Source organism: Amycolatopsis sp. lyj-90 (assembly GCF_046549035.1).
Lineage (GTDB): Bacteria > Actinomycetota > Actinomycetes > Mycobacteriales > Pseudonocardiaceae > Amycolatopsis.
The window spans coordinates 217,573-242,328 of the sequence record NZ_JAJPWP010000013.1 but is presented as its reverse complement, the minus strand read 5'-3'; the positions used below and the strand labels follow the sequence as shown (position 1 = coordinate 242,328).

General features: G+C 69.4%; 20 protein-coding genes. 11 read left to right on the top strand and 9 right to left on the bottom strand.

Annotation, left to right across the window (positions count from 1 at the left end; genetic code table 11):
- The first annotated feature begins 76 nt into the window (after positions 1-76).
- The 3 genes from ACLJPX_RS38750 to ACLJPX_RS38740 all read left to right on the top strand — a co-directional run bounded on the left by ACLJPX_RS38750 (position 77) and on the right by ACLJPX_RS38740 (position 6,051).
- Entirely contained in the window at positions 77-2,770 is a 2,694-nt protein-coding gene (locus ACLJPX_RS38750) for an MMPL family transporter (RefSeq protein ID WP_410605245.1), read from the top strand.
- Positions 2,770-4,830, top strand: a complete 2,061-nt coding sequence (locus ACLJPX_RS38745; RefSeq protein WP_410605244.1) for a YhgE/Pip family protein — start codon at positions 2,770-2,772, stop codon at positions 4,828-4,830. Before ACLJPX_RS38750 ends, ACLJPX_RS38745 begins: the two co-directional genes overlap by 1 nt.
- Positions 4,831-4,917: 87 nt before the next feature.
- Positions 4,918-6,051 carry a protein kinase domain-containing protein gene (locus ACLJPX_RS38740; RefSeq protein ID WP_410605243.1) on the top strand — a complete coding sequence of 378 codons (1,134 nt, stop codon included), beginning with the start codon at positions 4,918-4,920 and terminating at the stop codon, positions 6,049-6,051.
- A 51-nt stretch (positions 6,052-6,102) separates the two neighbouring features.
- Here the strand turns inward: ACLJPX_RS38740 and ACLJPX_RS38735 are convergent, their stop codons facing one another.
- The 5 genes from ACLJPX_RS38735 to ACLJPX_RS38715 form a co-directional block, all read right to left on the bottom strand.
- Positions 6,103-7,359 (bottom strand): DUF222 domain-containing protein, encoded by a 1,257-nt coding sequence (locus tag ACLJPX_RS38735; RefSeq protein WP_410605242.1) that lies wholly within the window; start codon positions 7,357-7,359, stop codon positions 6,103-6,105.
- Between the two features lie 267 nt (positions 7,360-7,626).
- Positions 7,627-8,361 (bottom strand): HEAT repeat domain-containing protein, encoded by a 735-nt coding sequence (locus ACLJPX_RS38730; RefSeq protein WP_410605241.1) that lies wholly within the window; start codon positions 8,359-8,361, stop codon positions 7,627-7,629.
- Positions 8,358-9,146, bottom strand: a complete 789-nt coding sequence (locus tag ACLJPX_RS38725; RefSeq protein ID WP_410605240.1) for a hypothetical protein — start codon at positions 9,144-9,146, stop codon at positions 8,358-8,360. The genes ACLJPX_RS38730 and ACLJPX_RS38725 overlap by 4 nt, the downstream gene beginning before the upstream one ends.
- 35 nt (positions 9,147-9,181) lie before the next feature.
- Positions 9,182-11,599 (bottom strand): ABC transporter permease, encoded by a 2,418-nt coding sequence (locus ACLJPX_RS38720; RefSeq protein WP_410605239.1) that lies wholly within the window; start codon positions 11,597-11,599, stop codon positions 9,182-9,184.
- On the bottom strand, positions 11,599-12,327 hold the full coding sequence (locus ACLJPX_RS38715) for an ABC transporter ATP-binding protein (RefSeq protein ID WP_410605320.1): 729 nt from the start codon (positions 12,325-12,327) through the stop codon (positions 11,599-11,601). Before ACLJPX_RS38715 ends, ACLJPX_RS38720 begins: the two co-directional genes overlap by 1 nt.
- 101 nt (positions 12,328-12,428) lie before the next feature.
- Between ACLJPX_RS38715 and ACLJPX_RS38710 the strand changes: the two genes are divergently transcribed.
- The 5 genes from ACLJPX_RS38710 (at position 12,429) to ACLJPX_RS38690 (ending at position 18,300) form a co-directional block, all read left to right on the top strand.
- Positions 12,429-13,100 (top strand): response regulator transcription factor, encoded by a 672-nt coding sequence (locus ACLJPX_RS38710; RefSeq protein WP_410605238.1) that lies wholly within the window; start codon positions 12,429-12,431, stop codon positions 13,098-13,100.
- A complete protein-coding gene (locus ACLJPX_RS38705; RefSeq protein ID WP_410605237.1) occupies positions 13,097-14,473 on the top strand; it encodes an ATP-binding protein in 1,377 nt (458 codons plus the stop codon). Before ACLJPX_RS38710 ends, ACLJPX_RS38705 begins: the two co-directional genes overlap by 4 nt.
- A 132-nt stretch (positions 14,474-14,605) precedes the next feature.
- Positions 14,606-15,517 (top strand): hypothetical protein, encoded by a 912-nt coding sequence (locus tag ACLJPX_RS38700; protein WP_410605236.1) that lies wholly within the window; start codon positions 14,606-14,608, stop codon positions 15,515-15,517.
- A complete protein-coding gene (locus ACLJPX_RS38695; protein ID WP_410605235.1) occupies positions 15,514-17,757 on the top strand; it encodes a heavy metal translocating P-type ATPase in 2,244 nt (747 codons plus the stop codon). Before ACLJPX_RS38700 ends, ACLJPX_RS38695 begins: the two co-directional genes overlap by 4 nt.
- An 84-nt stretch (positions 17,758-17,841) precedes the next feature.
- The gene (locus tag ACLJPX_RS38690; RefSeq protein WP_410605234.1) at positions 17,842-18,300 is read left to right on the top strand and encodes an ATP-binding protein; all 459 of its coding nucleotides are present in this window, start codon (positions 17,842-17,844) and stop codon (positions 18,298-18,300) included.
- A gap of 3 nt (positions 18,301-18,303) precedes the next feature.
- Here the strand turns inward: ACLJPX_RS38690 and ACLJPX_RS38685 are convergent, their stop codons facing one another.
- A complete protein-coding gene (locus ACLJPX_RS38685) occupies positions 18,304-18,906 on the bottom strand; it encodes a TetR/AcrR family transcriptional regulator (protein WP_410605233.1) in 603 nt (200 codons plus the stop codon).
- An 89-nt stretch (positions 18,907-18,995) separates the two neighbouring features.
- Here ACLJPX_RS38685 and ACLJPX_RS38680 point away from each other — a divergent pair, with 89 nt between their 5' ends.
- Complete coding sequence (locus tag ACLJPX_RS38680; RefSeq protein ID WP_410605232.1) at positions 18,996-20,045, top strand: NAD(P)-dependent alcohol dehydrogenase; 1,050 nt, start codon at positions 18,996-18,998, stop codon at positions 20,043-20,045.
- 94 nt (positions 20,046-20,139) lie between these two features.
- On the opposite strand, the gene ACLJPX_RS38675 is transcribed toward ACLJPX_RS38680, so the two are convergent.
- Entirely contained in the window at positions 20,140-21,027 is an 888-nt protein-coding gene (locus ACLJPX_RS38675) for a CPBP family intramembrane glutamic endopeptidase (RefSeq protein WP_410605319.1), read from the bottom strand.
- A gap of 161 nt (positions 21,028-21,188) precedes the next feature.
- Here ACLJPX_RS38675 and ACLJPX_RS38670 point away from each other — a divergent pair, with 161 nt between their 5' ends.
- Positions 21,189-21,581, top strand: a complete 393-nt coding sequence (locus ACLJPX_RS38670; RefSeq protein WP_410605231.1) for a hypothetical protein — start codon at positions 21,189-21,191, stop codon at positions 21,579-21,581.
- Positions 21,582-21,585: 4 nt separating this feature from the next.
- Here the strand turns inward: ACLJPX_RS38670 and ACLJPX_RS38665 are convergent, their stop codons facing one another.
- A complete protein-coding gene (locus tag ACLJPX_RS38665) occupies positions 21,586-22,155 on the bottom strand; it encodes a TetR/AcrR family transcriptional regulator (protein WP_410605230.1) in 570 nt (189 codons plus the stop codon).
- Between the two features lie 75 nt (positions 22,156-22,230).
- Here ACLJPX_RS38665 and ACLJPX_RS38660 point away from each other — a divergent pair, with 75 nt between their 5' ends.
- The gene (locus ACLJPX_RS38660) at positions 22,231-23,970 is read left to right on the top strand and encodes an ABC transporter ATP-binding protein (RefSeq protein ID WP_410605229.1); all 1,740 of its coding nucleotides are present in this window, start codon (positions 22,231-22,233) and stop codon (positions 23,968-23,970) included.
- A 5-nt stretch (positions 23,971-23,975) separates the two neighbouring features.
- On the opposite strand, the gene ACLJPX_RS38655 is transcribed toward ACLJPX_RS38660, so the two are convergent.
- Positions 23,976-24,734 (bottom strand): zf-HC2 domain-containing protein, encoded by a 759-nt coding sequence (locus ACLJPX_RS38655; protein WP_410605228.1) that lies wholly within the window; start codon positions 24,732-24,734, stop codon positions 23,976-23,978.
- Positions 24,735-24,756 lie beyond the last annotated feature (22 nt).

The window sequence follows — 24,756 nt, the reverse complement described above, 5'->3', positions numbered from 1 at the left end:
GGACAGGATACATCGTGAATCGGATACACAGTGTATTACGATACGCCCTGTATCCAACGAGTGCCGGGAGCCGATCGTGTCGTCATTCCTCTACCGCCTCGGCAGGCTGGCCGCCCGCGGACGCGTGCTGGTCACCGCGTTGTGGCTGGTGGTGCTGTGTGTCGCGGGCGGGGCGGCGCTGCTGTTCGGCCAGGGCACCGACGACACGTTCGCGATCCCCGGCTCCGAATCCCAGGAGGCGCTCGACCATCTCGGCCGGGTTTTCCCGCAGGTGAGCGGGACTTCGGCGCAACTGGTGGTGCTCGTCCCCGAAGGACAGCGGGCCGACGCCGCCGCCGTTCGCGACGCGGTCGGCGCCCTGGTACCCGAGCTGACCAAGGCGCCGCAGGTCTCGACGGTGGTGAATCCCTTCGACGCGGCAGTGCACGACGCGGTGTCGAAGGACGGCCGCGCCGCCTTGGTCACCGTGCAACTCGACGTCGGGCTGGCCGACATCCAGCCGTCGACGCGGACCGCGCTCGCCGGGGTCGCGCAAGATCTGGAGAACCGGATCGGCCAGGGCGCCGAGGTGCTCACCGGTGGCGACGCGTTCTCGGACAAGGTGCCGAAGCTCAGCCCCACCGAGGGGATCGGCCTCGTCATCGCGCTCGTGGTGCTGCTGATGGTGTTCGGTTCGTTCGTCGCGGCGGGAATGCCGTTGCTGACGGCGATCCTCGGCGTCGGGGTGTCGGTGGCACTGGTCTACGCGGCGACGTCGGTGGCGACCGTGTCGTCCACGGCACCGATGCTCGCGGTCATGCTCGGGCTGGCCGTCGGCATCGACTACGCGCTCTTCCTGCTTTCCCGGCACCGCGATCAGCTCGCCGAGGGACTCGAAGTCGAGGAGTCCATCGCCAGGGCGACCGCGACCGCGGGATCCGCCGTCATCTTCGCCGGCCTCACCGTGGTGATCGCCCTGCTGGGCCTGTTCGTCGCCGGGATCCCGTTCCTGACCACGATGGGCATCGCCGCGGCGGGCGGGGTCGCCGTCGCGGTGATCGTGGCCATCACCCTCATCCCCGCGCTGCTGGGTTTCGCCGGTGAGCGGCTACGGCCCAAGAAGCCGAAGAAGAGCAAACGCAAGAAGAAGGCCCGGTTCAGCCTGCGATGGGTCCGGCTCGCCACGAAGTCGCCATGGGTGACGATCGCGCTGATCGTCGGGGTGCTCGCGGTGGCGTCGGCGCCCGCGCTGGATCTCCGGCTCGCCTTGCCGGACAACGGAACCGACGAGGACGGCACTCCGGCCCGCGTCGCCTACGACGTCGTCGCCGAGCACTTCGGACCTGGGTTCAACGGACCGCTGATCGTCACCGCGGACATCCTGTCGACCACCGACCCGGTCGGGATCACGAACGGCATCGCCGACGACATCCGCCGGGTGCCCGGCGTCGCCGTCGTCCCGCTCGCCACGCCGAACCCCAAGGGCGACACCGCGATCATCCAGGTCGTGCCCACGACCGGCGCCTCCGACGAGGCGACCGGCGAACTCGTCGAGCGGCTGCGGTCGATGGAAGGGCAGTTCAAGGACCGGTACGGCGTCCAGACCGCGGTCACCGGGTTCACCGCCGTCGGCATCGACGTGTCCACGCAGCTGGGCAGCGCGCTGCTGCCGTTCGGCATCCTGGTCGTCGGGCTTTCGCTGGTACTGCTGGCGATGGTGTTCCGTTCGGTGCTGGTGCCGCTCAAGGCCACCTTCGGTTACCTGCTCTCGATCGGCGCCGCGTTCGGTGCCACGTCGTTCGTGTTCGGGCAGGGGCATCTGGCCGAGGCGCTGGGCGTGACCCGCACCGGCAGCGTGATCAGCTTCCTGCCGATCATCCTGATGGGTGTCCTTTTCGGACTCGCCATGGACTACGAGGTGTTCCTCGTCTCCCGGATCCGGGAGGACTACGTCCATCACGGCGACGCGCACAAGGCGATCGAGACGGGTTTCGTGTCCGCGTCGAGGGTCGTGACCGCGGCGGCGGTGATCATGCTGGGCGTGTTCGCCGCGTTCGTGCCCGACGGCAGTGCCACGATCAAACCGATCGCGTTCAGCCTGGCGGTCGGCGTGTTCGTGGACGCCTTCCTCGTGCGGATGACCCTCGTCCCGGCGATCCTCGCGCTGCTGGGGCCGCGCGCCTGGGGCCTGCCGCCGTGGCTGGACCGCAAACTCCCGGTGTTCGACGCCGAGGGCGACGGCCTCGTCCACGAACTCCGGCTCGCCGACTGGCCCGCGCCCGGCTCGTCCGAAGTGCTCAGCGCCGCCGGTCTCCGCGTCGACGACGACCGCGGCCGCACCCTCTTTCGCGACATCGAACTGCATCTCGGACCGGGGGAGATCCTCGCCGTGCACGGTTCCGGCCCGGCGGGCAAGAGCGCTCTGCTCTACACGCTCGCCGGCCGGGTCCCCAACGTCCGCGGTGATCTCAAGGTCCTCGGCCGGGTGTTGCCGCAGCACGCGCACGCGGTCCGCCGGAACGTCGCGTTCATCGCCTGCAAGGAAACCGACGATCCCGCAGGCGAGGTCCGCCGCGCGCTCGGGGAAGGCGTCGGTCTCGTCTTCCTCGACGATCTGGACACGGTCGTCGCCACCGCCCAGCGTGCCGGGCTGAGAGGGGCGTTCGCGAGCAGGTCCGCGACGTTCGCCGTGTCCTGCCAGAGTCTCGCCATCGTGCGGGATCTGCTGCCCACCACCGCCGTCGCGGGCCTCGCCATGACGCCCGCGCTCGTCCCCGCCGAGGTCCGCTGATGTCCCGCTTCTTCACCGGCTCCGTCCGTGCGACCGCCATCGGCCCGCTGACCTGGAAGACCTGGCTCGGGATCGTGCTCGTCCCGGTGATCGTCGCGCTCGGGCTGGCGTGGGCGTTCTGGTCGCCCGGCGACAACCACGGCGCGGCCAAGGCCGCCGTCGTCAACACCGACGAGCCGGTGACGGTGAACGGTCAGCTGATCCCGCTCGGCCGTGAGCTGGCCGGAAACCTCGTGCACGGCGAGGATTCCGCGTACACCTGGGTGCTCACCGACGCCGAGGACGCGAAGGAGGGCATCTCCGACGGGACGTACTCGGCGGTCGTGACCATCCCGCCGAACTTCTCCGCGCAGGCCACGTCGACGTCGGGCAAGCCGCTCGACGCGCGGCAGGCGATCATGCGCGTCGAGACGTCGCAGCGCACCGGTCTCGTCGATCCGGTGGCGAGCCGGGAGGTCGCGAACGCGACGCTCACCGCGCTCAACCGGCAGATCGTCGAGACCTATGTGGACAATCTGTACGTCGGGTTCTCCTCGATCCACCAGCAGCTGGTGACCGCGGCCGACGGCAGCGACCAGCTCGTCGTCGGGCTGCGCGGACTGGCCGACGGGACGGGGAAACTGGCCTCCGGCGCGGGGGAACTCGCCGGTGGGGCAGGCAAGCTCAGCGGCGCGGCAGGGCAGTTGTCGGACGGCGCGAGCAAACTCGCGAGCGGCACCGGCCAGCTCGCCGCCGGTTCCGGGAAACTCTCGTCAGGACTGACCCAGGCCGAGAAGGACACCGCCCAGCTGCCCCGGCTGACCAGAGAACTGGCCGACGGGGCGCAGCAGGTCGCGAACGGCAACAAGCAGCTGGCCGACAAGATCTCGCCCTTGGCGGACAAGGTCGTCCAGATCATCGACGCCCTGCCCACGGCGGGCGATTCGGCGCGGAAGTTCGCCGAACTGGCACAGAAGTGCAGTGGTGACACCAAGTTCTGCGCGGATTTGAAGGCCGCTTCGGAAAAGCTCACGGCCGACGCCGGGATCCTCGACGGCAAACGCGCCGAGATCCGCGACGCCGCCGTACGGGCGAAGAAAGCGGTGCAGGACCTCTCGGCGGGCTCCCAGAAGGTCGCCGACGGGAACAAGCAACTCGCGGACAAGTCCAAGGAACTGGCGGGCGGCATCGGCTCGGCGGCCGACGGCGCGCGGAAACTCGACGCCGGGGTCAAGGCCGCCGACTCCGGGGCACGGCAACTCGCCGGTGGCGCCGGGCAACTGGCAGGCGGCGCGACCACGCTGTCCACCGGCGCGGGCGACCTCGCCACCGGCGCCCGCACCGCCGCCGACGGCGCCCAGCGCGCCGAATCCGGCGCTTCGGAACTGGCCAAGGGCCTCAACGACGGCCGAGGCAAGGTCCCCGACTACACCCAGACCGAACGCGACCACCTCAAACAGGTCGCCGCCACCCCCGCCATCGCCGATTCCGCGGGCTCGGGCTCCTTCGGCGAAGGCGCGGTGGCACTGATCCTCGTGCTGGCGCTGTGGGGCTGCGCGCTGGCGACGTACCAGGTGATCCAGGCCGTCCCGCCGAGCGTGCTCACCACCCGCGAACCGAGCTGGCGGATCATCCTCGCCGCGGCCGTCCCGGGCGCGACGCTGGCGGTGCTGACCGCCCTGATCCTGACCGGGGTGTTCTGGGCGTTCCTCGGCCTGAGTTTCGGCAAGGCGGTGACGCTGCTCGTGGTGCTGGTCCTCGCGGCCGGAACGTTCACCGTGGTCAACCAAGCACTGGTGGCGATCTTCAAACGCCCTGGCCGTTTCGCCGCGCTGGCGATCCTGGTACTGACCGTCGGCGCTTCGCTGGTCTCGACCGTGCCCGGCTTCTTCGGGACCGTGCTGGGAATCCTGCCGACCAACGGCGCACTGGTCGCGCTGCGCTCACTGCTGACCGGGACGGACGGGCTGACGTCGGGGATCGTGCAGTCGGTGGTGTGGCTGGGCATCGGGACGCTGGCGATGATCCTGGTGACGGATCGGCGGCGGTCGCTGCCTGGGCGGGAACTGCGGCTGGCTTGAGCTGCGAGGGCTGATGCCCCGCGCGCCGAAGCCGGTTGCCCGTACGCTGTCACTGTTCGGAGCCGTACGGATACCCGTGGGGGAACTGTGGCACCTGAAGCAAGTCCAGGTCGGCTCATCGGGGACCGGTATCGGCTCGTCGAAGTGATCACGGCCGGAGGCTTCGGGCGTATCTGGCAGGCTCGCGACGAGACCCTGCGCGTCGATGTGGCGCTCAAGGAAACGTGGCGGTCCAGGCCGGTGTCGGATCACGAGTGGGCCGACCTGCTCACCCGTGCTCAGCGAGAAGCGCGCAACGCCGCCCAGTTGCGCGATCATCCCAACATCGTCACCGTCTATGACGCCGTCATCGAGGACGGGATTCCCTGGACCGTGATGCGCTTGGTGACCGGGAAGGCGCTGCAAGACCTTCGCGCGGACGGCCCACTGATTGCGACCGAGGTGGTCCATATCGCGAAAAGCCTGCTCGGCGCCTTGAGCGCGGTGCACGCCGCGGGGATCGTGCACCGCGACGTCAAGCCGTCCAACGTGATGGTGACTGCGTCCGGCGAGGTGCTGCTGATCGATTTCGGGATCGCGGTCCATCAGGATGACACCCGGACCTTGAACGGGCTGATCATCGGCTCGCCGGGCTATCTGGCCCCGGAACGGGTCCGCGGTGACCGGGGCGGGGCACCCAGTGACCTGTTTTCGCTGGGCGCGACGCTGTATCACGCCGTGGAGGGCATTTCTCCGTTCCACCGCGACACTCCTGAGGATTCCGCCGCCGCGGTCCTGTACCACCAGCCCCTGCTGCCGCAGTGCGAAACCGGACTCGCCCTGCTCATCATGCGGTTACTGGAGAAAGACCCCGCCAAACGTCCGCTGACTTCCGAAGCACTCGCGTTGCTCGACGCCACACCGGCAAAGGTCCCTCGGGGCGGAGAACAGCCGGACGTCACGCCCTTGGTGAGCAAACTCGCGACCGCCGCCCAGCCCTTCAAAGTCGGCGACCGTTTCCGCGGTACGGTGACGAAAACCGCCGCTTTCGGCGCGTTCGTCTCACTGACCCCGGGCAGGCAAGGCCTGGTGCACATCTCGAAGCTGGGCAATGGCAAGCGCGTTCGCTACGTCGAGGACGAGGTCAAGGTGGGCGACGAGCTCCACGTCGAGATCGCCGAAATCAAACGCGGCAAGGTCGGCTTGGTCGTCGTGACGGAGGAACCTCCACCCGGTCGCTAGGTGGCGGTATTTTGAGGTTCGTCCCCGGTGCCCTGAGTCAGGCGCAACGGCCTATGTCCGCAGATGCATGGTGTTGCGCCTCGGTTCTCCTGTGGGGTCGAGGTAGGTCGGGGCGGTGAATTCGGGTAGCCCGTCTTGGGCGATCTGGACTTTCCATTCGCTGTGGTGGATCAACCGGTGGTGCTTGGTGCACAGCAGAACGAGGTTGTCGATTTTGGTTTCGCCGTGATGCCGCCAGAAAACAATATGGTGAGCCGTGCAACGGGGCACGGGCATGTCACAGCCCGGGAAGGCGCAGCCACCATCGCGGATGGTGAGCGCGTACTTCTGGGCGAGTGACACGGTGCGTTTCGACCGGCCGATATCTAGGGGTTCCCCTGCGGTACCGAGGACTCCGGGCCGGACGCGGGCGTCACAGGCGAGGATCCTTGCGTCGGTGGCGCTGATCGGCCCGACCAGATCGAGGTGAGCCTCACCGATGTCCCGGATCAGGTCCTCGTAAGACATAGTGACGAGGATGTGCGTAGCCTCGCCTGCTTGGCCGGGTAGGTTCCGGCTGGTGGTCTTCAGTCGCACATAGTCGGTGAAGGCGTCCCCGTAGCGTTCGTCTTGGGTACGGGAGTCGCGGACCCCGTCGATGGCCTTGTGCGGTTTGGCCATCGGGTCGAGGTCGGACTTCAACCGTGCGTAGGTCTCCAGATCCAGCGTGCCCTTCAAACCGAGAGTGCCGTTGCGGTGTTTGACGAACCGCAGCTCCGGTCGAGTGTCCTTGGGGTTCTCGTCGCGAGGCTCTTTTCCATCCGGATCGAGCTTGTCCAGAAGTCTCCGACCGGCTTGGGCAATCGTGCGAGGCCCGGCATGCCGGGCCAGATCCACAAGGATCTTCTCCCCACCCCGCACCTCCTCTTCCGGGACGAAAGACGGGATACGCGCCAGGGCGCGGATGATCGCGTCGATCTGCGAACCGCCGATCGCACCCTCCGCAGCGGCATCAGCGGTCAGGGGCGCGAGGGGTGGCACCCGATCACCACCCACCGCCACACCAGCATGCAACGCCAGCACCCGGTCAGCGCGAGCATCGGCTTCCTTGGCAGTGACGTGGAAGTCCTCGAAAATCATCGCCGACAACGCTGCATGACCACTGCACCCACGAACCCCGCGAGTATTGATTTCCGCGAGAATCGCGTTCTGCTCAGCATCCAATTGCCGCTTCAGAACTTCGAGTTCCTGCTTGCGGGCATGCAGCGTCGCAGTATCGACACGCCACCACTCGGCGGGTGTCGTCTGGGATGCATCTTCGCTGGCCACGGCATCAACGATACCCGCAGTCGAACACCTGTGCTATCACATATTCATGTGACACGGCTCGATTTCAAATGGTCAGCGAGCTGTGATGGGAGGGATATTCGGTATGTCTCGGCGCTTGTTGGCGCCCATAAGCTTCATGACAACAGTGAGATGGAACAGCCCAGAGAACCACGGCGACCGCAGCCTCGATGTCTCCTGTTGAGCCAGAAACCTTTGAAGCGCTGTCGTCCCATCCCGGCGGAAGTTGCGTCTCTCTCGGTGCGTCTTTCAGAGGTCGCTCCGACCGATCCACTCGATCGTGGCGACGACGTCCGCGCCGAGCGCGGCTCGGACCGCGGCAGTCCTGGCTCGGCTGTGGGCCTGTCGAGCGAGCGTGGCCCAAGGCTGGGAATAGTCGAGTTCGGTGTCGTCGTGCGGGGCTTGCGTCCAGTACATCCGGCCGTCGCGTTCGACTCGCCAGAGCTGGAAGGAGAGCGTGGCCTGGTCGTGGGCGGCGAGGTCGTCGAGGACGTGGGTCAGTCGTGTCGACGGCCATGCCTCGTGCCCATAGAACGTGGTGATCCGGAGGCTCGCGGTCAGCGACGGGACGACGGGGTGGCGGGCGCCCAGCTCGGTCAAGGCGGATCGAATACTGTTCGGCTCCAGCCAGTCGGGTCGGTCGCCGCGTTCCTTGCACGCTTGATAGGCGCGCCAGAGCGCAGGTATGGCGTCGACGACGCGCAGCTGGCCCAAGGCGCGGGCGGACCACTCGCGGACGGTGTCGTGCTCGCTGGTCAACAGGTCGGTCAAGGGCTGCCCGGCGCGGGCGTCGCCGAGTTCTTGAAGGATCTCGATGGCGCACAGCTGGCCGAAACTGTCCAGTGTCGGCAGGGCCCGCAGGAGCGGCGTGATCACGTCGGTCTCACGTCCGTGGTGGGTCAGCGCTGCCTGCGCGTCTTCTGCATCGCCGGTGCTGTCCGCGTCGAGCTGACGAATCAGCAGCTCGATCTCGCTGCTGGTCATGCCCCGGTTCCGTAATCGCCGGGCGGCAGGGCGGGCCGCCGCCTGTCCCGTCGGTACGCGAGGGCTGCTGTGGCGACCGCGAGCGCGGCGTAGCCCACCATCCACCAGGTGAAGGCCGGCGGCGACCGGTGGCTGAACAACGGGTCGATCAGGCTCACGACCGCGAAGGCCGCGGGCGCCGAGAGTCGCCTGTCCTGGTACCGCAGCTCCGCGTCGACGGCGATCGACGCGGCGTCTTCGCCGCGGCCCCGGCGTGTCACGGCCCAGACGAGGATCGTCGTGCAGCAGAGCGCCGCCCAGCCGAGGGCGACCAGCCACGTCCAGGCGAAGGTGCGCGACGAGGTGGTGAGGTACATGGCCACGGCCAGCGCCGCGCCACCGACGAAGGTGATCAGGAACGAGGCCAGGTACCAGCCTCCGAGGACCCCCGCGGCGGACGGGCGCCGGGTCGGCGCCGGAAGGCCGCCCAGTTGCCGTTCCCGGTGGAGGATCGACGCCCATTGCCCGAGCGTGAGTGTGGCGGCGATGAAAGAGAAGTACCGGCTTTCGGGCATTTCCACGCCCCGCACTCCGGGAAGGTTCTGCAGGTAGCTGTAGGTGATGATGAGCGCGAAGGCGAGAACCCCGGCGCTCATCATCCAGAGGATCCTGGTCGTGGACCCGCTCGTCTGCCGCGCGGCGATCCTGACCGTGAGCGGTCTGGACGGTGTTCCGACCTGGATGCCGCGTTTGCTCAGCCACGCACTGGCGTCGACTACCTCGATCGCGGTCGGTTGACTCCCCATACCCGACGTACGCTCGTGGCCCGGCCGGAGTTGCCTCACTCCCGGGAACCGGTCAACGAAACCCGTCCCGCCCGCCGAGCCGGAACCAAAGCCGCCAAAGGAGCTGCGACGAGAGCCGCGCCCACCAGCACCCCCAATCGGCCCCACGGCGGGGCGAACACGATCGCCTCGCCGCCGTCCGACGCCACCTTCGTGATCAGCCAGGCCGACCCGATCCCGACCAGCAGGCCGAACGCCGCTCCGAGGACCGCGACGAACACCGACTCCGCGGTCAGCGCGGCACCGAGTCCGCCGCGCGTGAGACCGAGCGCGCGCAGCAGCGCCGACTCGCGCGTCCGTTCCAGGACGGACAGCGAAAGTGTGTTCGCGATCCCGGCGAAAGCGATCAGCACGGCCAGTGCGGTCAGGGCCCACATGAGGTTCAGGGTCTCCCGCAGCGGCGCGGCCGCCTCTTCCTTGATTTCCTCGACGCTGCTCAGCTTCGCGAGAGCGATGCCGGACAACTCCCGCTCCAGTGACGGCCGGGCCTGATCGGGATCGGAGACCTTGACCAGCACGCTCCCGTCGTAGGTTTGCTCGTTCAGGGCGATCTTCCGCTGCTCAGAGAGGTCGACCAGCGCGAACCCCAGATCGACGCCGGGCGCGTCGACGCTGTCGTAGACCGCCACCACGCGCAGGGATCGCACGGTGTCGCCGACGGCTAGCCCGGACTGTTCGGCGAGGTCCTTGCTGATGGCGATCTCGCCGGGACCGAGCCGGTCGAGACGCCCGGAGAGCACTGCCGGTCGCAAGAGATCGCCGCTGACGGCGGTGAGCTGATACGTGCCGTACTCGCCGAGGTCGCCCGAGAAAGAGTGGCGGGTGGCGGTGGCGGTCACGCCGGGCACGGTCGCCAGAGTGCCGGCGAGGGTGGCGGGTAGCGGCCGGGCCGGGAGCACCGAAGTGACGGTGAAGTCGGCCGCGAGTTGTTCGCCGATGCCGTGGCTCCGGCCCGCTTCGACGCCTGCCGCCACGGTGGTCGCGAGTGCGACGACGGCGAGACCGATGGTGAGCGCGGCGGCACTGGCGGCGGTGCGTTTGGGGTTGCGGCCGGCGTTGAGCGCGGCCAGTTTCGCGGGCTGCCCCGGCACGAGCGTGCCGAGCGCCCGGACGACCGGTCCCGCCACCAGCGGTTCGGCGGCCAGGGTCGCGCCGAGCAGCGCGACCATCGCCACCACGGCGAGGGCGGCTCCATCCTCCACTGTGGACCGAAGGGCCAGTACGCCCGCGCCGATACCGGCGGCGAGCAGGATCACCGCGACGATCGCGCGCGGGCGCCCGGTGCGCGCGGACTCGACGGGGGTCCGGAGCGCCTCGACAGGTGCGACCCTGGTCGCGGACCACGCTGGGATCGCCGCCGCGAGCGCGGTCACCAGGATTCCGATCGTCAGTGCGGCGGCCACGGTCCGGGCGGTCAGCGGGACGTACACGGTTTCCTGACCCGCGATCGCCTGCAACGTGGCGGCGACGCCCAGTCCGCCGAACAGTCCGGCCGCGGACGCGACCGCGCCGACGACGGCCGCCTCGGCGAGCACACTGCCGAAGACCTGCCGTTTTCCGGCGCCGACGCAGCGCAGCAACGCCAGTTCGCGCGATCGTTGCGCGACGAGGATGGTGAAGGAGTTGGTGATCACCATCGCGGCCACCACCATGGCGAGGACCGCGAAGGCGGTGAAGAACTTCGCCAGGCCCGCCGTGTTCGGCGCGGTCTCCCGAAGCAGCTGGGCAGCGGCCTCTTTCCCGGTGGCCACTGGGATGCCCAAGGCTTTCTTCAGATCCGCGGCGAGCTGTGCCTGGCCGACGCCCGGGGACGCGTGGACGACGATGTCGCCGAAGGTCGCGGACGGGCTCAGCCGCCGCAGCGTTTCCCCCGGTACCACCAGGGTCGCGCCGCCCAGACCCGCGTCGGTCGGGCGGCTGAAGGTGCCGACCAGGGTCAGCACGATCCGGCCGCCGGTCTCGTCCAGCACGGTTACGGGCTGTCCCAGCGAGAAGCCCTCGGCGCTGTGCCGTTCGATCGCGATCTCTCCCGCGCTCTGCGGAAAACGGCCTTCCGCGAGGTCGTACGGGCGCAGGCCTTCGGTGCCCAACGCGGTCGCGGCGGCGTCTCGCGGACGTCCGTCGGGGCCGAGGATCGGTGCGCTGACGGTGGCGCGGCCGTCCGCGGCGGCGACCCCGGGCACCTGACGGACCTTCGTGAGCACGGAATCGTCGAGCGGGACACGGCGGGTGGCGTCGATGGACGCGTCCACGCCGCGCGTTTCGAAGGCGACCGCTTCCCGCAGTCCCGCGCCGACGGCGTCGGTGAGCACGAAGGACCCGGCCACGAAGGTCACGCCGAGGGTGACGGCGACGGCGGACAGCAGCAGCCGCAGCGGCCGCGCCTTGAGTCCGGCGAGCACGGTTCGCAGCATCACGCCCCCAGACCGGTGAAGGCGCCGTGTACGGCGTCGGCGGTCGGACGGGGGATCCGCGCGGCGATCCGGCCGTCGGCCAGCAGGACCCCGTGATCGGTGTACGAGGCGGCCACTGGGTCGTGGGTCACCATCACCACCGTCTGGCCGAGTTCGCGGACCGAGGTGCGCAGGAAGTCCAGCACCTCGGCGCCGGAACGCGAATCGAGACTGCCGGTGGGTTCGTCGGCGAACACGACGTCCGGCCTGCCGACGAGCGCGCGGGCGCACGCCACCCGCTGCTGCTGGCCGCCGGAGAGTTCACCGGGTTTGTGCCGCAGACGCTGCCGGAGGCCCAGGGTGTCCACGACGGTGCCGAACCACGCCGGGTCCGGGCGGCGGCCCGCGAGCCGGAGCCCGAGCAGGATGTTCTCCTCGGCGTTCATGGTCGGCAGGAGGTTGAACGACTGGAACACGAACCCGACGCGGTCCCGGCGCAGCCTGGTCAGCTCGGCGTCGGACAGGCCGGTCAGCTCGGTCCGTCCGATGTGGACTCGTCCACTGTCGACGGTGTCCAGCCCGGCGAGGCAGTGCATGAGGGTCGATTTGCCCGAACCGGAGGGTCCCATGATCGCGGTGAACCGGCCGCGGGGGAAGTCCAGTGACACGTGGTCGAGCGCCCGGACCGCCGTGTCGCCCCGGCCGTAGACCTTCGAGACATCGATCGCGCCCGCGGCGGGACCGTCCATTGTGTTCATGCGGCGATCATGGCGGGAACCACCTGAACGGTTCCTGAAACAACCTGAAGAACGCTTCAGGATGGACGGCGGGGATCTGCGAAGATCAGGACATGCGCGTGCTCGTGGTGGAAGACGAAATGCGGTTGGCCGAGACCCTCCAATGGGGACTCGAGGCCGACGGCTACGCGGTCGACCTCGCCCACGACGGTCTCGAAGGGCTCGAGCTCGCGCAGCTGTACCCGTACCAGGTGATCGTGCTGGACATCATGCTCCCGAAGCTCAACGGCTACCGCGTCTGCGCGGCACTGCGGGAACGCGGGGTGACCACCCCGATCCTCATGCTGACCGCGAAGAACGGCGAGTACGACGAAGCCGAGGCGCTCGACACCGGCGCCGACGACTACCTGAGCAAGCCGTTCTCGTACGTCGTGCTCACCGCCCGGCTGCGGGCCCTCACGCGCCGGGGCGCGGCGGGGTCGGCGGGGGTGCTGGAGTTCGGCGACCTCGTGCTGGACCCGGCGAAGCGGACGTGCTGCCGCGCCGGGAAGCCGGTGTCGTTGACCACCAAGGAGTTCGCCGTCCTCGAATGCCTGCTGCGGCACGGCGAGCAGCTGGTGACGAAACGGGAGATCCTCGACCAGGTCTGGGATCTGGCGTACCGGGGCGACCCCAACATCGTCGAGGTCTACGTGAGCGCGTTGCGGCGCAAACTGGACACGCCGTTCGGGCGGCGCACCATCGCGACCGTGCGCGGCGCCGGCTACCGGCTGGTGGCCGGATGACTCGCTGGTGGCCCTCGTCGGTGCGGCGGAGCACCGCGCTTTCGGCGGCGCTGCTCTGCGCGGTCGTGTTCACCCTCGGCTGGCTGGGCACCCGCGAGCTGCTGAGCGCGCAGCTGTCGGGCAGCGCCGTCAGCGCGACGCGTGCCCAGCTGGACGGGCTGGCCGAGACCTTCCGGGCCGGGCGACCGGTGCCGCCCGCCGGTGACGCCCCGTACGAGGTGGTCGACGACGCCGGGCGGCCGGTGGCGAGCAGCGAGAACCTGCGCCGCTGGGATCCCGCGTGGACGCCGCTGCCGCCCGCGCCCGCCGGGGCACCCTCGGACTGGTCGGTCACCACCAAGGCCACGGTGCGGCCCGGCGACCATCCACAGTGGCGGGAGTATCGCGAGTACACGGTGGTGGGCAAAGTGATCGGAAGCGGCGGGCACCGGCTCACGCTCTACCTGTTCGTCCTGCCGTGGGACACGCTCCGGACGCTGGGAACCTTCGACGACACCTTGGCCTTCTTCGTCCCGCTAGCGGTGCTGATCACCGCGCTGGTCGCGTGGTTCGCGGCGGGCCGGGCATTGCGGCCGGTGGAGGCCATTCGCCGCGAACTGGCCGAGGTCAGCGGCAGCAGGCTCGACCGGCGGGTTCCGGTGCCCCCGTCCCGCGACGAGGTCGCCAGGCTCGCGACCACCACGAACGCCACCCTCGACAGGCTGCAGCAGGCGCATGACCAGCAGGAACGGTTCGTCGCTGACGCCAGTCACGAACTGCGCAGCCCGCTCGCGAACCTCCGGACCGGGCTGGAGGTCGCGCTCACCCACGCCGATCGCGCGGATTGGCCCGCCGTCGCCCGCCGGTCGCTGCTCGACATCCAGCGGCTCCAGCGCATCACCGCGGATCTCCTTCAACTGGCCGTGGACCCGGCCGAACTCCCGGCGCCGGAAGGCATCGTGGACCTCGCCGACGTGGTGGGGGAGCAGGTCGCCGAACGCACCCTCGAACCCGGGCCCGCCGTCGTGTCCGATGTGGACGGACAAGCCGACGTCGTCGGCGAACCCGTCCAGCTGGAAAGGTTGTTGCGCAATCTGCTCGACAACGCCGTGCGGCACGCGCGGTCCTCCGTCACCGTGCGGCTCCGGCGAGAGGCAGGGGAGGCCGTCCTCGAAGTGATCGACGACGGACCCGGCATCCCCGCCGAGGATCGCGAGCGCGTCTTCGACCGGTTCGCCCGGCTCGACGACGCCCGCGCGCGGGACGCGGGAGGTACGGGCCTCGGTCTCACGCTCGCGCGTGACATCGCTGTCCGGCACGGGGGATCGCTGCGGGCCGAGGACGGCGAGACCGGCGCGCGGCTGGTCGCGAGGCTACCCCTCAGGGGTATGTGACGAGCATCGCTCTCTAGTACCCCTCGGGGGTACCTTCAGGTCGTTGCGGTACCCCCCTGGGGTATGTACGGTGGGTCGCGGAGCCGGAGCGGCTTCACGATCGCGGGTGACACCCGCACTAAGGACTGCACGATGAACACAGCAGCGAAGCTCTCCGCCTACGGTGTGGTGCTCGCCCTGGTCGCCGGTGGCGGCTGGGCGGCAGGCACGGCTGTCGGTCCGTTCGCCGGCGCCGCCGGTGTGCCCGGTGGCGAGGACGCCGGACATTCGGACACCCACAGCGGCGCTGTCGCGGAAGCGGCGCAGGTCAAGCAGGACCATGAGCCCGCCGGGCTCGCGTCGTCCAGGGGCGGCTACACCCTCACGCCCACCACCACGACGCTCCTTCCGGGCACGACCCGTCCCTTCACCTTCCGGATCCTCGGCGCCGACGGCGCGCCGGTGACCGCCTACGACGTCGAACACGAAAAGCGGATGCACCTCATCGTCGTCCGCCGCGACACCGCGGGTTTCCAGCACATCCACCCCGAACTCGGCGAGGACGGCACGTGGTCCGTGCCGCTGACCGTGGGCGAGGCGGGGGCCTACCGCGTCTTCGCCGACTTCAAGCCCAGCGGCGGAGAGGCGACGACCCTGGGCGCCGACGTCTTCGCCGGTGGCGACTTCAGGCCCGCCGAGTTCCGGCCCTCGCACGTCGCCGAGGTCGACGGCTACCAGGTCCGGCTCGACGGCGAACTCGCGCCGGGCACCTCGTCGAAGGTGACGCTCACCGTCAGCAAGAACGGCCGCGACATCACCGATCTGCAGCCGTACCTCGGTGCTTACGGGCATCTGGTGGCGCTGCGGGGCGGCGACCTCGCGTACCTGCACGTCCATCCGGACGGCGAACCCGGTGACGGTCGGACCGCGCCGGGCCCCGCGATCACGTTCTTCGCCGAGGTCCCGACGGACGGCGTTTACCGGCTGTTCCTGGACTTCCGGCACGAGGACAAGGTCCGCACCGCCGAATTCACCGTCACCACAGGGGAAGGGAGTCACCGATGAGCACGCGGACCGAGCCTTCCACCGCCGAAGTCGAACTCGCGATCACCGGGATGACCTGCGCTTCGTGCGCCATGCGCATCGAGCGGAAGCTGAACAAGCTCGACGGTGTCACCGCCACGGTGAATTACGCCACGGAGAAGGCGAAGGTCAGCTACCCGGCCGGCATCGAGCCGCGGCAGCTGATCGAGCAGGTCGAGGCGGCCGGGTATTCGGCAGCTTTGCCCACTCCGGAAAGGGAAGAGGCGACAGCCGAGGACGCCGATCCGATCGCACCGTTGAGGCAGCGGCTGATCGGTTCCGCCGTGCTGTCGGTGCCGGTGATCCTGCTCGCGATGGTGCCCGCGTGGCAGTTCACCTACTGGCAGTGGATCTCGCTGACGCTGGCCGCGCCGGTGCTGGTGTGGGCGGCGTGGCCGTTCCACAAGGCGGCGTGGGCGAATCTGCGGCACGGCGCGGCCACCATGGACACGTTGATCTCCATGGGCACGCTCGCGGCGTTCCTGTGGTCGTTGTACGCCTTGCTGTTCGGCACCGCCGGAACGCCGGGGATGACGCACCCCTTCGAGTTCACCGTGCAGCGGATGGCCGGTGACGGCAACATCTATCTCGAGGTCGCGGCCGGTGTCACGACGTTCATCCTCGCCGGGCGCTATTTCGAAGCGCGGTCCAAGAGGCGTGCGGGCGCGGCCTTGCGCGCCCTGCTCGAACTCGGCGCGAAGGACGTCGCGGTGCTCCGCGACGGCAAGGAAGTCCGTGTCCCGATCGGTGAACTCGCGGCGGGCCAGGAGTTCGTGGTGCGGCCCGGAGAGAAGATCGCGACCGACGGGGTGATCACCGAAGGCGCCTCGGCGGTCGACGCGAGCATGCTCACGGGCGAGAGCGTTCCGGTGGAGGTCGTCACCGGCGACACGGTGGCGGGGGCGACGGTCAATGCGGGCGGCAGGCTCGTCGTCCGAGCGACCCGGGTCGGCGCCGACACCCAGCTGGCGCAGATGGCGAAACTCGTCGAGGCGGCGCAGACCGGGAAAGCGCAGGTCCAACGGCTGGCCGACCGGGTTTCGGCGGTCTTCGTGCCGATCGTGATCGCGCTCGCCGTCGGCACGCTGATGTTCTGGCTCAGCACCGGCGGTTCGGTCGCGGCGGCGTTCACCGCGGCGGTCGCCGTGCTGATCATCGCCTGCCCGTGCGCGCTGGGCCTGGCGACGCCGACCGCGCTCCTCGTGGGCACCGGACGGGGCGCGCAGCTCGGAATCCTGATCAAGGGGCCGGAAGTACTGGAATCGACCCGCGCGGTCGACACGGTCGTCCTCGACAAGACCGGAACCGTGACCACGGGGCAGATGTCGCTGGTGGCGGTCCACGTCGCCGAAGGCGTCGACACGGAGAAGACGCTGCGGCTGGCCGGGGCGCTGGAGAACGCGTCGGAGCACCCGATCGCGCAGGCCATCGCCCGCGCGGCGCGGGAACGCACCGGGGAACTCCCGGCCGTCGAGGAGTTCACCAGCCTGGAAGGCCTTGGTGTGCAAGGGATCGTCGACGGTTCGGCGGTACTGGTCGGCCGGAACGCGTTGCTGGAGCAGTGGAGTCACCATCTGACCGCCGAACTGGCGGAAGCCAAGGCCGCGGAAGAGAAACTCGGCCGCACCGCGGTCGTGGTCGGCTGGGACGGTGAGGCCAGGGCGGTCCTGGTCGTCGCGGACACCGTGAAGCCGTCGTCCGCCGAGGCGATCTCCCGGTTGCGCGAACTGGGACTCACCCCGGTCCTGCTGACCGGGGACAACGAGGCCGTCGCCTACGCGGTGGCCGCCGAGGTCGGGATCGACACGGTGATCGCCGAGGTGCTGCCGAAGGACAAGGTCGACGTCGTCAAGCGGCTTCAGGACGAAGGCAAGGTCGTCGCCATGGTCGGTGACGGCGTCAACGACGCGGCCGCGCTGGCCCAGGCCGATCTCGGCCTGGCGATGGGCACCGGCACCGATGTCGCGATCGAGGCGGGGGACCTGACCCTGGTCCGCGGCGACCTGCGGTCGGCGGTGGACGCGATCCGGCTTTCACGGCGGACCCTGCGCACCATCAAGGGCAACCTGTTCTGGGCGTTCGCCTACAACGTCGGCGCGCTTCCCCTGGCGGCGGCGGGCCTGCTCAACCCGATGATCGCCGGAGCCGCGATGGCCTTCAGCTCGGTCTTCGTGGTGTTCAACAGCCTGCGCTTGCGGGGCTTCCGGGGCATCGCGGCTTGACCGCCGTGGTTGATCGGCCGGCGTTCTGGGTAACCCGAACGTGCGACTTCAGCAGCGAGGTCGCGCGATGGGAAGGGTGGCTCCATGATCAGTATCGCGGAGCATCCGGTGCCGGGAACCTGGGTGCTCGACCTGCGGGCCACGACGCCACGGGCGTTGCCGGACATGCGCGCCTGGGTGGTCAGATGCCTTCCCGATCTCGGCGAGGGCCATCGTGACGACGTCCTGCTGGCGGCCACGGAACTGGTCGCCAACGCGTACGTGCACGGTGGTGGCGCACGCCACATCCAGTTGTGGCGGGGCGTCTCACCGTGCGCGGTCCGCATCGAGGTCGCGGACATCAGCGTCGAACAACCCCGGGCGCGCCGCTCGCAGATCGAGGATCCGCGCGGACGCGGGCTGCTCGTCGTGGACGGGGTGGCGGTGCAGTGGGGTGTCCGGCGTGAGCGGCTTCGCGGCGGGAAGCTCGTCTGGGCGCATATCCGCTGTGATGGAGAGTGCCCGGTCCACGCTCGGGCCCCGCGGGACCGTCGCCGTCTTTGAACGTCACATTTTCGCGCGGCCTTCGATGGCCGCGCGGGCGGCGTCGATCGACTTGCGGACGACGACTTCGGTGGAATATCCCTGTTTCTTGAAGACGCCGTCGAGGTAGAACGTGCCGTAGCCGTGTGCCTGGGTGAACAGCTGCTCCATCAGTTCGAGACCGGCCTGCGGCCGGTCGGCGACGGTGAGGCAGAGCATGACGAACTGGTCGGTCAGGCGGCGGGTCTGCTCGTGCAGCGCGGCGTGCTCCGGTCCCTGCAGACCGTCCGAGTAGATGATGTTCATCCCGGCGCGGCGCTCGATGAGGTACTCCGTGTACGCGCCGGCGGCAGCCGCGAGCGCGGCCACGGGGTCGCTCTCGGCCTCGATGGCCTCGTGCACCCTGTCGGCCAGCTGGCAGGCGACTTCGCCCGCGATCGCGGCCAGCAGGCTCTCCTTGCCCGGGAAATGCCGGTAGGGCGCGCCGGGGCTGACCTTCGCGCGTCTGGCGACTTCGGCGACGGAGAACGCGCCTAATCCCTGTTCGGCGATCAGGTCGAGCGAGACCCGCACGAGTTCGGCGCGAAGGTCGCCGTGGTGGTACTTGCCGCCCATGTCGTGGATCACACCGTTCCGGTCGCGGAATATGTAAGAGCCCTCTTACGCTAGTTGTAAGTGACCTCTTACATGGTCTCACTGTTTTCACGGAGGGTTTCATGACGACGACCACGCACGCCATCGCCGCGCCGTCCCCGGGTGCCGCGCTGTCACCGACGACGATCGAGCGTCGCGACCTGCGTCCGGACGACGTGCTGATCGACATCGCGTACGCGGGGATCTGCCACAGCGACATCCATCAGGTGAAGGAGGACTGGGGCAGCGCGATCTTCCCGATGGTGCCCGGCCACGAGATCGCCGGCGTCGTCGCCGCGGTCGGCTCCGGCGTGACGAAGTACCAGGTCGGGGACCGCGTCGGCGTCGGCTGCATGGTCGACTCCTGTGGCGAGTGCGAGTACTGCCTCGCGGGCACCGAGCAGTTCTGCGTCAAGGGCAACGTCCAGACCTACAACGGCGTCGGCTTCGACGGCGAGAACACCTACGGCGGCTACAGCCGCCAGGTCGTCGTGAAGGACTCCTTCGTCTGCCGGATCCCGGAGGGGATCGGCCTCGACGTCGCCGCCCCGCTGCTGTGCGCGGGCATCACCACCTACTCCCCGCTGAACCGCTGGGGTGCCGGACCGGGCAAGAAGGTCGCCGTCGTCGGCCTCGGCGGGCTCGGCCACATGGCGGTCAAGATCGCCGTCGCCATGGGCGCCGACGTCACCGTGCTCAGCCAAAGCCTGAAGAAGCAGGAAGACGGCCTGAAGCTCGGCGCGAAGGACTACTTCGCGACCGGTGACGCGTCGACGTTCCAGACGTTGCGCGGCCGCTTCGACCTGATCCTCAACACCGTTTCGGCGACACTGCCGATCGACTCCTACCTCGGCATGCTGCGGGTCGGCGGGGCGATGGTGAACGTCGGCGCGCCCGGCGAACCGCTGTCCTACAACGCTTTCTCGCTGCTCGGCGGGAACAAGGTGCTCGCCGGTTCGATGATCGGCGGGATCGCCGAGACGCAGGAGATGCTCGACTTCTGCGCCGAGCACAAGATCGGCGCGGAGATCGAGACGATCTCGGCCGACCAGGTGAACGTGGCCTACGACCGGGTCGAGAACAGCGACGTCCGCTACCGGTTCGTCATCGACGCCGCGACCATCGGCGCGTAGCCGGTCCAGGGGGGCCGTGAGTGGCGATTCGGGTTAGAACCCGAATCGCCACTCACGGCCGACCCGCCCCACCGCTTCCGCCGCTCTGGTCGCCTCACATCAGCAGCAACGGCAGCGTGTTCATCGCGGTGTGCGCGGCGATCGGCGCCCACAGGTTGCGGTAGCGGGACCACAGGTAGCCGGTGAACAGGCCGAAGAACCCTTGGAAGGCAACGATCGCGCCCAAGGTCAGGGGAAGCCCTCCCTGACCGTGTGTCGGCAGGTGCAGCCACGCGAACAGCAGCGACGCCAGCAGGATTCCCGGCCAGCGCCCGAAAAGCGCCTCCAGGCGGGTCTGCAGCATGCCGCGGAAGAAGACCTCTTCGAGCACGTTCGCGGTGAAGAAGGTCAGCGTCGCGCCCACCGCGAGGAACACCGGGTCGGGATAGTCCTCGGCGGTGGGGAGCGGCGGGGCGAGCGGGCCCAGGACGTACAGCCAGCCGAACACGACCACGGCCGGGATCGGCGCGAGCCACTGCCAGGTCCGGCGAGGCCGCCACGTGAGCCGGAACGGATCCGGTTCTCCCGATGGCCGCAGGATTCGCAAGAGAAACAGGGGCAGCAGCAGGAAAACGAGCGGTTTGGCGAGCGCCCAGATGTCGCGGACGAGCGCTTGATGTCCCGCCGTGGACACCAGGAACAACGCCAGTGGCCACAAGAAGGCGATGAGCGCCAAGGCCGTCGCCTGCTTGCTCAGCCCGCGCCGGTCGGTCACCTCGGGGAGCAGTCTGGGTGCGTGGAGCGGGACCCCGTGGACCAGCAGGATCCCGATCAGCGCGGGAATCAGGGCGCCCGCGAGGGAGAGCCCCTTGTCCGAATCCGCGGACGGCTTGATCGTGTCGTGCCCGGTCGCCAGCAGCAGGGCGGGGGCGGCGGCGAACACCGCGACCCCGCCGACGAGGACTCCCCAGGCGACACCCGAACGGGTGCCGGTTTTTTCCATCACCGGAAAAGGATCATCGAAGCGGGGCGTGCCCGCGTCATCCTTTCGGACGACTTCGGTCGGCTCAGCTCTCCCCTTCTGTGCTGCCCTTTTGGCCCTTGTCCCGGTTTCCCGATCTCGCCAAGCTGCTCTTGTCCCGAACAGACAGGGGAGTGGTCGTGGTGAAGTTCTGGAATGCGCTGGGGATCGTCGGGGCGAGCGCGCTGTGTGCCGCCGGGATCGCGGTGGGATCGGCCCCGCCCGCCGATGCCGCGGCCAAGGCGAGTTACACGTGGCTGGACCTGGTCACCGGACGGGGCTACAGCGGTACCACCGCCCGGTTGTCCGGGAACGAAGCCGAAGTACCTCCGCGGGGCCCGTCGCTGGACTGCCGGGATCCGTATCTTTCCGGGTCGGGCTATGCGCTTTCCTGCTTGGGGGACGACTTCCACGTCTTCGTCGACTGTTCGGACGGCGACCGGTACGCCTACGGCCGGGGCGCCGGGGAGTACCGGATCATCTTCACCTGTCCCAGTGGCGCCACCGCGCTGCGCGGCGGCGCCTACGGCAACTGAGGAATCAGCCGACCGCGATGACCTTTTCCAGGCTGCGCAGGCACAACGTGAGCGCTTCGTGCTTCGGTGTCTTCTCCCGGACCATCTCCCACGCCGTGTAGAGCAGGCTCCACAACAGCTGCAGCAGCCAGTCCTTCGTCATAGCCGGGTCGACCGTGCCCTCGCGGTGCCCGCGTTCGATGAGCCCGAGCAGCACGCGGTCGTCGTCGCTCTCCTCCTGCCATTCGGGCCGGGTCATCAGATCCGGCATGGTGAACAGCAGCTGGAAGACGTCGGCGTGTTCGAAGTACTCCTGACACAGCCTCGCCAGCGCCGCCGGGACCGGGCCTTCGTCGAGCCGGGCCCGTTCGGTGCCCTGGGAGATCTTGTCGAGGGCGTCGTGGCTGATGGCGTCGATCAGGTCCGAACGCTCCGCGAAGTACCGGTGCACCGTGGTGCGCCCGACGTTCGCCGCCGCCGCGATGTCGGCCAGCGTCGCGCTCGGCTGTTTCGTCAGCTTCTCGATGGCCGCGTCCAGGATCGCGCGCCGGGTCCTCGCCCGGACACCCGTCTCGGTGACCACACCCTCACTCATGGCCGGTACCGTACCTCGCTCCCCGATCCGGAACTCGCTTGACGATTTTAGAACACGCGTGTTCCATTGGGAACCATGGATACTCCACGATTGAAGGTGCTGTGGTCGTTCGCGCGGCCGCACAAGGGGGCACTCGCGATCGGCCTCGTGCTCGCCCTGCTCGGCTCCGCGACCGGCCTGGCCACGCCCATGGTCACGAAGTGGGTGCTCGACTCGCTCGGCTCGTCGGCCTCGCTGGCCGGACCCGTGCTGGCACTGCTCGGCCTGATGCTGGTGGGCTCGGTGATCTGGCTGACGCAGTGGATCCTGCTCGGCACGGTCGGCGAGCGGGTGGTGCTGAAGGCCCGGGATTCGATGGTGCGGCGGTTCTTCCGCGCCACGATCCCGGCGATCACCCGACGGCCGACGGGGGAACTGGTCACCCGCGTCACCTCGGACACGGTGCTGCTGCGCGAAGCGGCGTCGTCCAGCGTGATCGGCCTGATCAACGGGATCGTGATGCTCGTCGGCACCCTGGTGCTGATGAGCGTGCTCGACCCGGTGCTGCTGGGCACGACGGTGGCGGCCGTGGTCGTGGTGATCGCGCTGTTCGCGTGGCTCATGCCCGCCATCGCGAAGGAACAGGAAAAGGTGCAGGACCGGGTGGGCAGGCTCGGCGGCGTGCTGGAGGGTGCGCTGCGGGCGATCCGCACGGTGAAGGCCAGCCGTGCCGAAGCCCGCCAGTCCGAGCGGATCCTGGTCGACGCCGAGGCCGCCGCGGTGCACGGCGTCCGGGCGGTGCGGCGGGAGGCCGTCGCCTGGGTGGTGGCGTGGTCGGGAATCCAGGGCGCGATCCTGGTGATCCTCGGCCTCGGCGCCTGGCGCGTCGGCGCGGGCCTGCTCGAGGTGTCGAGCCTCATCGCGTTCCTGCTGTACGCGTTCGCGTTGATGGAGCCGATCACCGAACTGAGCCAGAACATGACCGCGTTGCAGTCGGGGATCGCCGCGGCCGGGCGGATCCGGGAGATGGACGCGATGGAGATCGAAGAGGACAAGGTGTCTTCGCGGCCGGAAACCGTGCGCGAGCAGGACGGCCCGGTTCTGGAGCTGCGCGGGGTGACCGCGGGCTACGGCGGCCGACCGGCGCTGCGGGACGTGTCGCTGAAGATCCCGAGGCGCGGGCATACCGCAATCGTCGGGCCGTCCGGCGCCGGCAAGACCACGATGCTGTCGCTGATCATGCGGTTCGTCCAGCCGCAGTCGGGTTCACTGCTGCTGGACGGGCGCGAGTACGCGGACCTGCCGTACGCGGACGTGCGGACACGGCTGGCCTACGTCGAGCAAGAGACGCCGATCGTGCCGGGGACGATCCGCGAGAACCTGCTCTTCACCCATCCCGACGCGACCGAGGAGGAGGTGCTGCGGGCACTCGGCGAAGTCCGCCTGAGCGACAAGATCGCCGCCCTCGAAGAAGGGCTGGACACGCCGCTGTCGTCGACGTCGGTGTCCGGTGGGGAACGCCAGCGGATCGCGCTGGCCAGGGCGATCCTGCGCACGCCGGACGTCGTGCTGCTGGACGAGGCGACCGCGCAGGTGGACGGCCGGACCGAGAGCGCGATCCACGACTGCATCCGGCGGCGGGCCGCCGAGGGCGCCGTGGTGACCGTGGCGCACCGGCTGTCCACGGTGATCGACGCGGACACCATCGTGGTGATGGAGGAAGGCCGCGTGCGGGCGAGCGGCAGCCACGAACAGCTGCTCGCCACCGACACGCTGTACCGCGAACTGGTGGAGGCGCTGCGGATCGCGGGGGAGGGCGCCCCGGTCCCCGGCTGATCCGTTCAGGCGGAGACGGCGCGGATCCCCGGCGGCATTTCGCGGTTGACCTCGTCGAGCCGGGTGGCGACGGTCCGGCAGGGTTCGCAGCCGGCGAGATGCGCGGTGATCAGGTTCGCGCGGCGGCCCGGCACCCCGCCGCGGAGCCAGGCGCCCATCCGGCGCCGCGCCTCCTGGCAGCACGGCGTTCCCGTTTCGGGGACCTGCGCCTGCAGGAAGGCTTGGCGCAACCCTTCACGGGCGCGCAGGGCCAGGACGGAGGCGCCGTTGGGGGACACCCCCAGCAGCGGGGCCACCACCTTCGGCGAGTCGCCTTCGGCCTCGGTCCGCCACAGCACGGTCCGCCAGCGGCCGGGGAGCGCGCAGTAGGCGGTCCACGCCAGGCGAGCGTTCGAACGGAGGATGAGGAGTTCCTCCGCGCTCACGGCTCCGGCGGCCATTTCGATCGCCGGAGCCGTGCCGTACAGCTCGACCCGCTTGCGGTGGTGGCTCCATTTGGCCACCAGGTTCCGCATGGTGACGGCGAGATAAGGGCGGAGGTTGTCCCGGGGGCCGCCTCCGGCGCGGATGACGCCCAGGACGCGCACGAAGGCCTCGGCCACGAGGTCGTCCCGTTCCGCGGGCTCGGTGACCCAGCCCGCGGCGAGGCGGCGGAGCGGTTCGGCGTGCCGCCGGAACAACGCTTCGCCGGCGGCGATGTCACCGGCGCGGAAGGCGTCGAGCAGCTCAGCGTCCGCTGCGTCCCGCTCGACGTCGTCCCTCATCCGGGTCACCGTAACCCGCCGA

Coding starts and splice junctions, on each gene's coding strand:
- ACLJPX_RS38745 (WP_410605244.1), top strand. CDS start 2,770: ATGTCCCGCTTCTTCACCGGCTCCGTCCGTGCGACCGCCATCGGCCCG.
- ACLJPX_RS38730 (WP_410605241.1), bottom strand. CDS start 8,361: ATGACCAGCAGCGAGATCGAGCTGCTGATTCGTCAGCTCGACGCGGAC.
- ACLJPX_RS38725 (WP_410605240.1), bottom strand. CDS start 9,146: ATGGGGAGTCAACCGACCGCGATCGAGGTAGTCGACGCCAGTGCGTGG.
- ACLJPX_RS38720 (WP_410605239.1), bottom strand. CDS start 11,599: ATGCTGCGAACCGTGCTCGCCGGACTCAAGGCGCGGCCGCTGCGGCTG.
- ACLJPX_RS38715 (WP_410605320.1), bottom strand. CDS start 12,327: ATGGACGGTCCCGCCGCGGGCGCGATCGATGTCTCGAAGGTCTACGGC.
- ACLJPX_RS38710 (WP_410605238.1), top strand. CDS start 12,429: ATGCGCGTGCTCGTGGTGGAAGACGAAATGCGGTTGGCCGAGACCCTC.
- ACLJPX_RS38705 (WP_410605237.1), top strand. CDS start 13,097: ATGACTCGCTGGTGGCCCTCGTCGGTGCGGCGGAGCACCGCGCTTTCG.
- ACLJPX_RS38700 (WP_410605236.1), top strand. CDS start 14,606: ATGAACACAGCAGCGAAGCTCTCCGCCTACGGTGTGGTGCTCGCCCTG.
- ACLJPX_RS38695 (WP_410605235.1), top strand. CDS start 15,514: ATGAGCACGCGGACCGAGCCTTCCACCGCCGAAGTCGAACTCGCGATC.
- ACLJPX_RS38690 (WP_410605234.1), top strand. CDS start 17,842: ATGATCAGTATCGCGGAGCATCCGGTGCCGGGAACCTGGGTGCTCGAC.
- ACLJPX_RS38680 (WP_410605232.1), top strand. CDS start 18,996: ATGACGACGACCACGCACGCCATCGCCGCGCCGTCCCCGGGTGCCGCG.
- ACLJPX_RS38675 (WP_410605319.1), bottom strand. CDS start 21,027: ATGGAAAAAACCGGCACCCGTTCGGGTGTCGCCTGGGGAGTCCTCGTC.
- ACLJPX_RS38665 (WP_410605230.1), bottom strand. CDS start 22,155: ATGAGTGAGGGTGTGGTCACCGAGACGGGTGTCCGGGCGAGGACCCGG.
- ACLJPX_RS38660 (WP_410605229.1), top strand. CDS start 22,231: ATGGATACTCCACGATTGAAGGTGCTGTGGTCGTTCGCGCGGCCGCAC.
- ACLJPX_RS38655 (WP_410605228.1), bottom strand. CDS start 24,734: ATGAGGGACGACGTCGAGCGGGACGCAGCGGACGCTGAGCTGCTCGAC.